This is a genomic window from Falsihalocynthiibacter arcticus (assembly GCF_000812665.2).
Classification (GTDB): Bacteria; Pseudomonadota; Alphaproteobacteria; order Rhodobacterales; family Rhodobacteraceae; genus Falsihalocynthiibacter; species Falsihalocynthiibacter arcticus.
Window position 1 is genome coordinate 4159459 of the sequence record NZ_CP014327.1, and the last position, 12060, is coordinate 4171518.

The following is a 12060-nucleotide window of genomic DNA, read 5'->3' on the forward strand; positions in this document are numbered from 1 at the left end:
CTTCACCCCAAAAGGGCGATCCCCCCCAACACAAACGCCGCAAGGAACGTGGTTTGAGCGACGATGATTAACATCGCCTTTGCGCCAACGCTTTTGAGTTGCACCACCGAGGTTTTCATTCCAACCCCCGCGACCGCCGTCACGAGCATAGCGCGCGAGACCGTGTCAGCGGGGGTTTTCACAACATCGGGAATGAGGTGAAAGGAATTTGCAACCGCGAGGGCCAAGAACCCCAAGACAAATAACGGCAACAGCGGTGGTCGTTTTGCCCCTGCGGGAACGGAATGCCGCAAAACGAGTGCCCCAAAGAATACAACGGGTGCTAAGAGTGCGACGCGGAACAATTTGACGACGGTTGAAATGTCCCCAACCTCATCAGAAATCGAGTACCCTGCCCCAACGACCTGCGCCACATCGTGGATCGTTCCGCCCAAAAACAACCCTGAGGACTTTGCGTCCAAGCCAAGGACTTCCGCCAAGATCGGATAGAAAATCATCGCGAGAGTGGACAGAAGCGTGACCGAGATCACTGCGAACGAAAGGTCGCGTTCGCTTTCGGGACGATCCGGCAAAAGCGAACTAATAGCCATCGCCGCAGACGCCCCACAAATCGCCACAGATCCCCCGTCAAGAAGCCAAATAAGCGATCCTTGCCAACCAAAGGTGCCAACGCGACCGACAACAAAATCGTCGCCATAACGCTACCAACGATCAACGCCAAATTGAGCGGGCCGATTAATTGCAGCATCTCGCCGCTGACGCGTATTCCCAACAGAGCCACACCAATGCGTAAAACAACCCGCGAGGCGAAAAGGATTCCGGGGGCGGTGCGCTCGTCTTCTGAGAGGAATTGAAGCGGCATGCCCAGTAGAATTGCCATAAGCATCACAGGCGCGCCGTAGTGATCAGACAAAAACTGCGCCGCCATGGCGACCATCGCCGCTAGCAACACCCCAGGTGCCAGAACGCCGAATGAGGATTTTTCAAGGGGTGCGGCGGAAGATTTGGGCATGGGATAATTCCAACGATATTGGGAGGGCAGTGACGCGCGGACGGCTTGACTATTTCGGTGCGATAAACTCGGACCACAGCACCGTTTGCCCCGAAGTCGCACTCAATTGGGCGGCCATTCCCATTGCAACAGCCTTCCAGCCATCCTCAAGCCCAACTTCAGGCGTCGCACGCTCTCCGCGCACCAAAGCCAGAAACCCTTCGTGCTGATAATAGGTGGCGCCATTGTGATCGCCCGCTTCAAGCAGGCGCGGATCGACGGGGATTTCGCGGGCCTCAGGGCCTTTAGGCGCACGCGGGCTGACGATCAATTGAGGGATAGGAGCCTCGCCCAAATGCTCAGGCCAAAAGCGACCGGGGCCAGGCACCAGCGCCTCAATTTTTCCATCTGGCCCAACCACGCTAACTTCCTCTTGATAGCGCGATCCTTCGGCGAACATGCAAAGTTCCAACATCGCGCGCATCCCGTTTTCGAAATCCACGATGACATAGCCATTGTCTAGAATATCGGACGGTTTTCCGTCGTAGGATTCATCAAGGTGGTTCACGTCTTGGCCTGCACTCGCCATAATGCGTGTCGGCTCGGAACCCGTTAAAAGGCGCATCAAGTCAAAGAAATGGCAGCATTTCTCCACGAATGTGCCGCCAGATTTAGCGTTAAATCGGTTCCAGTCGTTGACCTTTTCCAAGAACGGAAAGCGGTGTTCGCGGATCGAAAGCATTTTGATCCCTCCCGTCGCGCGCTCAACCTCTTGGCAAAGCGCCGCAATCGGCGGCATATATCGATATTCCATCGCCACCCAAACAGGTGCGGGATAGGACGCCTGAAAGGCAAGGACCTGCGAAAGCGTTTCAGGATCGGTAAACAGGGGTTTTTCAACCAAAATGGGCAGCGGGCGCGTTTGCGCAATCACCTCAAGTTGCTCAAGTTGCTCAAGATGCATAAAGTTCGGGCTCACAATCACCAAGCAATCAAGCTCCGAAATGGCAAGAAGTTCTTCAACACTCGCACAAAACGTCGCTTGCGGGGCAAACCCTGCCGCAATTTGCGCCATGGTCGCGTCTGGTTCAAAAATCGCCGCCACACGCGTATTTGGCAATAGCGCGATATTGCGCAGATGCTCCTGCCCCATCATGCCACAGCCGATGAGCCCGTAATTGGTAGTCTTAGACATATTCATTCCTCACTTCATGCGCTGCACATAGAGTGCACGATCTGTGTCAAACCACGTGCGTGAAAACTCGACGGCTTCGGGTTCCTGTGCCCAACTCAGCCGTTCGATATACCCTGAAATCGCTCCTGCCGGTTTTCCAAAAGTCTCTGGAGACCAATCTGGAACATCTTGAATTCCCACACGATCTTCGGCCCGCGCAATCCAAAACCCAAGCTGTTTTTGGTAAAAATGATAGAGAGAGTCAGAGAGCACTCCAGCGGGGACAGTCCCCGCATTTTGATCAAGCCAAATCTCCTCAATCGCGACGACCGTTTTATTGAGATACCGTAACCGGCGAATACGCGTTCCCGCGTCGGAGGTGCCAAATCTCGGCAAATCCACAGGCTTTGCCATGGCTTGAATGTCCAGAATATCAGCGCGCGGCAACCCGCCCCCCTCGAGAAGTTCAAGACGAAACATCGCATAAACACTATCGGCTTCGCCACCATGCCGCACATAATTCCCCGACCCCTGAACGCTTTCCAGAAGGTTCTTTTTGATGAGAATCGCCAAGGCCTTTCGCAGCGTCCCAACCGAGGTATTTAGCGAGTCCGCCATGGCCCGCTCGGGCGGCAAACGCTCTCCATCCATCAACCGTCCCGCACTGATATCCCGAATAAGCAATTCGCTTATTTGAACATACATTGGCAGTGCATTCGGGCTCTCATTCGACGAGACCATGAGCTTCCTCCGCATGCGACAGTCTGCCGCAACAATAATTGATACACTATTGATCTATATCAAAGACAGTGCTATGCAAGCAAAAAATGAAGCGAACTTCGGGAGATTTGATATGAGTGTTGTTCCAATAACATCGCCCAGCTTGGAAGCAGCAGAAGTGTCTTGGTTTTCCGCACTTTGCTCGGATGACTACCAATTTTTAGGGGTTCCGGACGGCGATTTGCGCTCTAGCTGGGCTCATTGCAGCGACATCGTCAAAACCGCCGAAAAGCAAGGTTTTCGCAATATTCTGTGTCCGTCATCCTATCAGGTTGGCCAAGACACGCTCTCGTTTGTCGCGGGCTGTGCGCCCATCACAACAGACATCAATCTCCTCGCGGCCGTGCGCTGCGGCGAAGTGCAGCCGATCATGTTGGCGCGCACGATCGCAACGCTCGACCACATGCTTGAGGGTCGCTTGACCGTTAATATCATCAGCTCCGATTTTCCCGGCGAAAAGGCCGAAAGTGGCTTTCGCTATCAACGCTCCCGCGAAGTCGTAGAGATTCTGAAGCAAGCGTGGACACAGGACGAAATCAACTACGAAGGCGAGGTTTATAACTTCAAAGGCCTTACAACGGACCCTGTCAAACCCTACCAAACCGGCGGCCCTCTTCTGTATTTTGGCGGCTATTCCCCTGCGGCGCTTGAACTTTGCGGACAGCATTGCGACGTTTACCTAATGTGGCCCGAAAAGCAGGAAGAGCTGGCGGGCCGGATGCGCGCCGTGAACGCCGTTGCCGAAAAGTATAACCGCACATTGGATTACGGCCTGCGCGTTCATATGATCGTGCGCGACACCGAAAAAGAAGCACAGGAATACGCGGAATATATAACGTCAAAACTCGACGATGACTATGGTCGCATGATCCGTGAACGCGCGTTGGATTCAACCTCCCTCGGCGTTTCACATCAGGCCAAAAACCGCGAACTTGCGGATGAATTTGGCTATATCGAACCCAATCTTTGGACAGGCGTGGGCCGTGCGCGCTCAGGCTGTGGCGCGGCGCTCGTAGGCTCTGCGGATCAGGTTCTTAGCAAGATCGAAGACTATCAAAAAATGGGCATTCGCGCGTTTATTTTCTCGGGATATCCGCACATCGAAGAGGCCGAGTATTTTGGCAAACTTGTGATGCCCCACCTCAAAACTTGCTCGTTGCCACAGGCCTATGGCCGTGTCCCGAGCCATGCCCCCAACACCCCTCTCGCAGCAGGAGTTCGCCGTTAATGGAACGCGTCGCTTTATCAGATACACTAAATTTAAGCCGCATTGTCTATGGCATGTGGCGGATTGCGGACGACAAAGACACCTCGGCCAAACACGTCGAAGCCAAGATCAACGCTTGCCTTGAACAGGGCATCACCACCTTTGATCAGGCCGATATTTATGGCGGCTATACAGCGGAAGCGGTTCTGGGAAATGCCCTGCGTGCAGCGCCCTCTCTCCGGTCCCAAATGCAAATCGTCACCAAATGCGATATCGTCGCGCCGATGGGCCGATACGCGGATGCTACGGTCAAACATTACGACACTTCGGCGGCGCATATTAATGCCTCGGTCGAAAACTCATTGCGTGACATGGCGACCGATCACATCGATCTTTTGCTCATCCACCGCCCCGACCCTTTCATGGACCACTTTGAGACAGGCAATGCGCTCGACGCAGTGGTGCGCTCAGGTAAGGTTGGCGACGTCGGCGTGTCAAATTTCAAGCCGTGGGACTGGGAATTATTGCAATCCGGTATGGACACAAAACTGGTCACCAACCAGATTGAAGTCTCCTTGGCGGCGACAGAGTCCCTCACGAACGGCGACATGGCCTTTCATCAGAAAAACAACCAGCGCGTCATGGCGTGGTCGCCCTTGGGTGGCGGTGGATTGATGGTTTCCGAAACGGAAGTCGGCGCGCACCTAGTTGAAATCGCAGAAGAAAATAATGTCGACACCGCCGCGGTTGCCGTGGCATGGCTTCTGGCGCATCCGGCAAAAATCTTGCCTGTCATGGGCACAAATAACCTCAAACGGATCGCAGCGTTGTCGAATGCCCTCAAAGTCAAGATGGATCGCCAAACGTGGTTCCGCCTGTATTCTGCAGCTATCGGCGGTGAGGTCGCGTAATGGCGTTTGCGTCTCGCCAATTCACACCGGACTCTGACAACGCCCGTCAATTGCGCGATGCGTTTGGACGTTTTTCGACGGGGGTTACGGTTGTTACCGTTGCCTCAGAAGACGGCCCTATCGGGATGACAGCGAACAGTTTTTCGTCGCTGTCGTTGGACCCAGCATTGGTTCTGTGGTCCCCTGCTATTGGATCGCGTCGTTATAAATACTTCGCAAATGCCGAGTACTTTGCAATTCATATACTGAGCGACGAAGACAAACACATTTGCGAAGGGTTCGCCAAAAATGGTCACGCATTTGAGGCACTAGAGCATCGGACAAACAGCCACGGCGTGCCGTTAATTGAAAATTGCCTCGCGCGCTTTGAATGCCGTCATGTTGCCACGCATCCTGGAGGGGATCATGTCATCGTTGTCGGCCAAGTTGAAAATGTAGAACTCCGAGACGGGACTCCGTTGACGTTTTATGGTGGAAAATATGGGAAGATTCAGGCCGCATAAGGTTTGAGCGTTCCCTCATTTCGGGGGAACAACAGGGGGGAGCCTGATGAATATATTACTGACGCTCGTGTCACCATTAAGCCTCGTGAACGAGACGCTCCTGCGAGTCGGGCGCGCCATTGGTGCGGTCGCGATTGCCCTCATGGTCCTCGCCATTCTGGTTCAGGTTTTTTTCCGGTATATTTTGAACAACGCCCTGCCGTGGCCCGATGAGGCCGCACGCTTTTGCATGATGTGGATGACTGGCCTGATGGCTCCGACGGCATTTCGCCGTGGCGGTTTTGTGGCCATCGACATGTTGTTGTATTCCTTGCCCCGTACGATCGCGGGCGTGATAAATCTTATCCTGCTTTCGCTGTCATTTATCGTTCTTGTGGTTGCGGTTCAAATCGGCTGGGGCGAAGTCACAGGATTTGGCGGACGGTTCACGACGGCCTCACTTTACGTGCCCCTGTCGTTTGATTTCACCCAATGGCTGCGCGTGCCACGCTCTTGGATGATGGCCTCGCTTTTGGTTGGGGTGATCCTTCTGCTGAGCGTCAATATCGAGTTGATTTTGCGTACACTCGTTAAACTCTTTGGGGGCGAAGATCGCCTTCCCATCATCGAAGCCGCATCCATCGGAGGGTCCGAATAATGCTTATATGGTTCCTCCCCCTCTTCCTCATCTTCCTTCTCGTTGGCCTTCCGGTGTTTTTTGGCCTATTGGCGGCGCCCGGAATTCTTCTGTTCCTGAACGGACAGGAAAAGGACATAACCCTCCTTTATCGCAACGTTTACAATGGGATGGATAGCTTTCCTCTCATGGCGATCCCGTTCTTTATGCTGGCGGGTGAATTGATGAACAAGGGCGGTATTACCATACGCCTCGTGGAATTCGCACAGGCCCTCATGGGGCACCTTCGCGGCGGCTTAGCCCATGTGAACGTGCTGTCCTCGATGCTGTTCGCGGGCCTCTCTGGCTCCGCGGTTGCGGACACCTCGGCACTTGGATCGATGTTAATCCCTGCGATGGAGAAACAAGGCTACTCCCGTAAATTCGCCGCCGCAATCACTGCCGCGTCCTCGGTGATAGGCCCGATCATCCCCCCGTCTGGCATCATGATCATCTATGCCTATGTGATGGGCGAAAGCGTCGCGGCACTCTTCCTTGCAGGGATAGTTCCCGGCATTATGGTGGGACTTGGCCTGATGCTGATGGTCAAATTCATGGCCGATAAATACGATTTCCCCGTTGCAAGCCGCAAATACACATGGCCCGAACGCGGACAAGCTTCTCTCAAGGCGTTCTTCCCGTTGATGACACCCGTCATCATTCTGGGCGGGATTCTGGTTGGGGTTTTCACGCCGACAGAGGCGGCAGCCGTCGCCGTGGCTTACGCGTTGATCATCGGCTTTTTCGTACTACGCACCCTTACCCTCAAAGACATTCCCGACATCCTAACACGTGCGGGCCTCACGTCTTCGGTTGTGATGTTACTGGTGGGGGCTGCTATGGCGTTTAAAACCGTTGTCAGCTTGAGCCACGCCCCCGAGCAACTCGCCCAGTTCATCCTATCGCTTTCGGAAAACCCGCTCATCCTGTTGTTCTTGATCAACATTCTGTTGTTTGTGGTCGGCATGTTCTTGGATGCGGGCCCCGCGATCATCATTCTTGGACCAATTTTGGGGCCAATCTTCATCAGCCTTGGCGTCGATCCCATTCACTTTGCGATCATCATGTCCGTCAACCTCACCGTTGGCCTTGCAACCCCGCCGATGGGCTTGGTCCTGTTCGTCGCATCCGCCGTTTCTGGCGAACGCGTCGAAGCCATTGCCCGCGCCATTCTGCCATTTTTGGCGGTCGAAGTTGTTGTGATTTTCCTAATCACCTACATCCCCGCCATTTCCATGACAATTCCACGACTAACCGGATTTGCTAATTAACCACGAGTATTCAGGGAGGAAACACGATGCTCACTAAGACCATAACAACCCTCGCGCTTTCGGCGCTTCTAGCAGGGACCGCACTCACTGCGACGGCCGCTGACTATAAGCTCCGTGCTACAGCAAACTCCAATGAAAACGACGAAGACTATGACGGTCTGGTTGTCTTCAAAAACTACGTCGAAGCGGCCTCCAATGGCGCGATCGAGGTGGAACTCTTTATCGGTACACAGCTCTGCTCCAACGGTGCGGAATGTTTGCAAGGCGTGGCCGACGGCACCGTCGACATCTATATTTCCACTTCGGGCGGCGCATCGGGCATCTTCCCTTATGTGCAAGTTTTGGACCTACCCTACCTGATGGCCGACGACCGTATCGCCGAGCAAGTTTTGTCGGGCGATTTCACCCGCACAATGCGCGACATGGCGCTTGAGGATTCCGGCGATGCCATCCGCTTGATGACCATCGGCAACACCGGCGGCTGGCGCAACTTTGCCAACACGAAACGCCGTGTGGCAGAACCCGCAGATATGGAAGGCTTGAAAATCCGGACCGTTGTCGCGGATCTTCCACAGGAACTCGTGAAAGCAATGGGCGCGTCTCCGACTCCGATCCCATGGCCAGAACTGTTTACCTCGTTCCAAACTGGCGTCGTTGAAGGCTCCAAAAACGGCATCACAGACATCATGGGCATGAAATTCCCAGACGCCGGCCTGCAATACCTCACACTTGACGGCCACGCTTACATGGGTGCCCTCTGGTGGATGTCCAACGAAACCTTCATGGAAATGCCCGAAGATATGCGCCGCGTTGTGGTTGACGGTTTCTATGCCTTGCAACAGGCAACTTTCGCGTCACCAAAGCGTAAATCCATCCAAGCCTATGAGGATTTCGTAGCGGGTGGTGGCGATCTTTATGTGCCAACGCCTGAGCAAAAAGAGGCCTTCAAAGTGTCTGCAGCTCCCGTTTACGACTGGTTCAAAGCCAACGTCACACGCGGCGACGTCATCTTTGAAGCTCTGACCACAGCTGTTGCCGAAGCAGAAGTTGAAGTTAATGCCGCACGCGCGGCCGACCTAAACTAAAGCACAGAGGGCGCGGTTCAAGCCGCGCCCTTTTTCCGTTTTAAGACTTCCACCTAACGAAACGGGTACATCCAGCCCTTGTAATCATTGACCAAAACATGCGCCTTCTCAATTTCCGCCTGCGTCATCTTTTTCACGATCTCTTCCAGAGAAATTGCCGCGTCGGGGTCTCCCCCGATGGCCGAAAGCGTGTACCACATATAGCCTCGAACCAAGTCAGGTGCCGCCACACCACGGCCCACCTCGTAATACCAACCGATCCCCGATTGCGCGCCGGGATGCCCCTTGAGGGACGCGCGCAAATACCATTCAAACGCCCGCACATCGTCTTGCTCAACCCCAAGTCCAAGCGCGTACATGACGCCAATAAGCTCCTCGGCGTCGGCATTGCCACTGCGCGCGGCGGGCAAAAACTCCTCCATCGCAGCGGCATAGTTATCGGCCTCCATAAAGTCGCGGCCCTCTTCCACCCCTCCAAAGGCGGGGCTAGCCGCAATCAAACTCGCAAAAACAAACTGGCGCATGTCGCTCTCCTTTTGTGCGTTTCACAGCCCGTTTTGGCCGAACTTCCTGCGCCGCTCACTCCCGAAGACTTTATCGTCTTTGACGCGAAACAGGCGGCAATTGGTCAGCTTTTATTTTACGATAAAATACTGTCAGGGAACAGGAATATCGCCTGTTCCACCTGTCATCATCCCAAATTTGGCACGTCCGACGGCCTGTCGCTTGGAATTGGCGAGGGCGGCGTTGGGCTTGGCATTGACCGCACCGCAGGCAGCGGCGACAGCGCGATTAAAAAACGCATTCCACGCAACGCCCCTGCCCTCTGGAACCTCGGCGCAAAATCCCTGCACACAATGTTTCACGACGGGCGCCTCTCCATCGACGACAAATACGCAAACGGCTTTGACAGCCCCGCCGAAGAATGGCTACCGCAGGGGCTCGAAACGCTCCTCGCCGCCCAAGCGGTTTTTCCACTGACTGCGCAGTTTGAAATGGCTGGAAATCCAAGCGAAAACGAAGTCACAGGTGCCGTTCATGACCGCATTGATGCAGGCTGGCCGATCCTTGCAAAACGCGTGCGCATCATACCCGCCTATGGTTCCGCATTCGTTGACGCCTTTGATCATATCGACACCCTAGAGCAGGTTACCATCGTCGAGATAGCCAACGCCTTGGCCGCATTTATGGGGCTCGAGTGGCAAAGTTTCGACAGCCCTTACGACCAGTATATTCAAGGAGACACCGCCGCCTTAAACGCAACTGAAACAGCAGGAATGACCCTCTTCTTTGGAAAAGCGCAGTGCTCTAGTTGCCACGCAGGGTCCCTCCTCACGGATCAAAAATTCCACGCGCTTGCCCTGCCTGCGTTCGGTCCTGGGCGCACACGCCGCTTTGATCCCATGCCGCGCGATGTGGGCCGCATGGGGAAATCAGACCGCCAAGAAGATGCCTATCGGTTCCGCACCCCCATGCTTAGAAATATCGAAAAGACAGCGCCTTACGGGCACAATGGCGCATACCCAACGCTTGAGGGGATTGTCCGTCATCACATTGAAGCGAAGCCTATTTGGGCCCGCGATTTGCTGGTCTTGCCTGACGCCGCATGGATTTCACAGGTCGATTTTGCCATTCAAAGCGACACACGCGAAATGGAACGCCAGCGACGCGTGCGCGACACCGTGCCCCTTGCCCTCAGCGATAGCGAAATCACTGAAATAGTCGCTTTTTTGGAAGCCCTCACGGGAACAACATTGAACGATCCCCGTTTTGGAATACCGAAATCCGTCCCTAGTGGATTGCCGCTTGATTAGCGTAGCTCCCTGCAGATTAACGACGTCTTTGTAGGCGACGGAAATCTCAGCAAGAGGCTTAGGTTGGAATGACGTGAAACCGTGCGTTCCAAAGGTTTTTATCTTAGCGAGAAAGCTGCGACTTATTTCCCGCTGACATATGGCCGTTACAAAACTACCCTATCAGCTAGCAAGTGCGCTTCGCATGCATCGCAGGGATCACCCTGTTTTCTAAATCTAAATTCGTCGGGCCGATCCATGGCCCGCTTACCGCAGGCGTGCGTCCTAATCGGCTGCGCCATCAAAACACTTATGCCCAATTGGGCATTTACTCGACTGGAGTATACTTAATGACCCGCGTTTCAATCCTTTCTGCTGCCGCTCTATCCATGATGGCCAGCAGCGTTGCTGCTCAAACTGAAATCACTTGGTGGCACGCTATGGGCGGCGCCCTTGGTGACACGGTGAACCAAATCGCGACTGACTTTAACGCAAGCCAGTCTGACTATCAGATCACACCAGCCTTTAAGGGCACTTACGAAGAGGCCCTGACTGCGGGCATCGCGGCCTTCCGCGCAGGTGAACAGCCAAACATTTTGCAAGTGTTCGATGCGGGCGCGGCAACGGTGATCGGCGCAAAGGGTGCCACGATCCCTGTGCAGGATTTGCTGACGGAGAATGGCGTTGATTTCGATATTAACGACTACATTTCTGGTGTGCGCTACTTCTATGCGGATAGCGACGACAAGATGATCGGCATGCCGTTCAACTCTTCCTCCCCGATCATGTATTACAATCTGCAAGCCATGGAAGCCGCTGGTGTTGACGCACCAAAAACATGGGAAGAATTCGAAACAGTGACCGCTCCAGCTTTGGTTGAAGCAGGGTATATTCCGCTGGCGCAATCGCATTCGCCTTGGATTTTTGCGGAAAACTTCATGTCTCGTCATGACCTGCCGTTCGCCACAAATGACAATGGCTATACGGGTTCAGACACAGAAATTTTGATCAACTCCCCTGAAATCAAAATGCATTGGTCACATGTGAAAGATTGGTTGGATTCAGGCTATTATGCTTGGTACGGCGCGGGTTGGGGTGACAACCAAACACCGTTCGAAGAAGGCAAAGTTGCAATTTGGCTTGGGTCTTCAGGCTCCTTTGGTGGATTGTCCAAATTGGACCTGCCGTTTGAATTCTCAGCAACATATCTCCCCTATTGGGAATCTGTAACCACAGAGCCAAAACAAACATTTATCGGCGGCGCTTCCTTGTTTGCGATGTCTGGCAAGTCTGACGAAGAGAACCAAGCAACGGCCGCGTTCTTTGACTTCCTGACATCCCCAGAAGTTCAATACATGTGGCACCAAGAGACCGGTTATGTGCCGATCACAATCGCAGCCTATGAAATGGCACAAGCGGATGGGTATTATGATCGCGCACCGGCTGCAGAAATCGGCATCAAGCAATTGTCTTTGCCTGCTGGTGAGAACACAAAAGGGTATCGCATGGGGTTCTATGTGCAAATCCGTGACGTGATGAACCGTGAATTCGGCCGCATCCTTGGTGGCGAGACATCGGTAGACGATGCCTTTGCGACAATGGAACTTGAGGGCAATGAGTTGCTTGCCAAGTTTGCCCAGACTCAAGCGCAATAATCACTTTTCATACCAAGACCTGATGGCCGCTCTGC

At 54.0% G+C, this 12060-nt stretch carries 11 protein-coding genes and 1 pseudogene; 8 read left to right on the plus strand and 4 right to left on the minus strand.

Annotated features, from left to right (window positions below):
• Positions 1–2: 2 nt before the first annotated feature.
• The 3 genes and pseudogenes from RC74_RS23820 to RC74_RS20430 form a co-directional block, all read right to left on the minus strand.
• Positions 3–1012: pseudogene (locus RC74_RS23820) on the minus strand (YeiH family protein).
• Between the two features lie 49 nt (positions 1013–1061).
• Positions 1062–2186, minus strand: coding sequence for a Gfo/Idh/MocA family protein (locus tag RC74_RS20425; protein ID WP_039003305.1), 1125 nt, complete (start codon positions 2184–2186; stop codon positions 1062–1064).
• A gap of 9 nt (positions 2187–2195) precedes the next feature.
• Complete coding sequence (locus RC74_RS20430) at positions 2196–2906, minus strand: GntR family transcriptional regulator (protein ID WP_039003284.1); 711 nt, start codon at positions 2904–2906, stop codon at positions 2196–2198.
• A gap of 112 nt (positions 2907–3018) precedes the next feature.
• Here RC74_RS20430 and RC74_RS20435 point away from each other — a divergent pair, with 112 nt between their 5' ends.
• The 6 genes from RC74_RS20435 to RC74_RS20460 are packed head-to-tail and all read left to right on the plus strand — an operon-like array spanning position 3019 to position 8577.
• Positions 3019–4173 carry an LLM class flavin-dependent oxidoreductase gene (locus RC74_RS20435; RefSeq protein WP_039003306.1) on the plus strand — a complete coding sequence of 385 codons (1155 nt, stop codon included), beginning with the start codon at positions 3019–3021 and terminating at the stop codon, positions 4171–4173.
• Positions 4173–5063, plus strand: a complete 891-nt coding sequence (locus RC74_RS20440; RefSeq protein ID WP_039003285.1) for an aldo/keto reductase — start codon at positions 4173–4175, stop codon at positions 5061–5063. Before RC74_RS20435 ends, RC74_RS20440 begins: the two co-directional genes overlap by 1 nt.
• Positions 5063–5566 carry a flavin reductase family protein gene (locus tag RC74_RS20445; protein ID WP_039003286.1) on the plus strand — a complete coding sequence of 168 codons (504 nt, stop codon included), beginning with the start codon at positions 5063–5065 and terminating at the stop codon, positions 5564–5566. Before RC74_RS20440 ends, RC74_RS20445 begins: the two co-directional genes overlap by 1 nt.
• 46 nt (positions 5567–5612) lie before the next feature.
• Entirely contained in the window at positions 5613–6203 is a 591-nt protein-coding gene (locus tag RC74_RS20450; RefSeq protein WP_039003287.1) for a TRAP transporter small permease, read from the plus strand.
• Positions 6203–7492, plus strand: coding sequence for a TRAP transporter large permease (locus tag RC74_RS20455; protein ID WP_039003288.1), 1290 nt, complete (start codon positions 6203–6205; stop codon positions 7490–7492). Before RC74_RS20450 ends, RC74_RS20455 begins: the two co-directional genes overlap by 1 nt.
• A 26-nt stretch (positions 7493–7518) precedes the next feature.
• The gene (locus tag RC74_RS20460) at positions 7519–8577 is read left to right on the plus strand and encodes a TRAP transporter substrate-binding protein (protein ID WP_039003289.1); all 1059 of its coding nucleotides are present in this window, start codon (positions 7519–7521) and stop codon (positions 8575–8577) included.
• 53 nt (positions 8578–8630) lie between these two features.
• Here RC74_RS20460 and RC74_RS20465 read toward each other — a convergent pair whose 3' ends face one another.
• Entirely contained in the window at positions 8631–9101 is a 471-nt protein-coding gene (locus RC74_RS20465; RefSeq protein WP_039003290.1) for a tetratricopeptide repeat protein, read from the minus strand.
• A 33-nt stretch (positions 9102–9134) separates the two neighbouring features.
• On the opposite strand from RC74_RS20465, the gene RC74_RS20470 reads away from it, so the two are divergent.
• Together RC74_RS20470 and RC74_RS20475 are read left to right on the plus strand one after the other, a co-directional pair.
• Positions 9135–10391: a cytochrome-c peroxidase gene (locus RC74_RS20470; RefSeq protein WP_335339560.1), complete on the plus strand. Its 1257-nt coding sequence runs from the start codon at positions 9135–9137 to the stop codon at positions 10389–10391.
• 329 nt (positions 10392–10720) lie between these two features.
• Positions 10721–12025 (plus strand): extracellular solute-binding protein, encoded by a 1305-nt coding sequence (locus tag RC74_RS20475; RefSeq protein WP_039003292.1) that lies wholly within the window; start codon positions 10721–10723, stop codon positions 12023–12025.
• Positions 12026–12060: the final 35 nt, after the last annotated feature.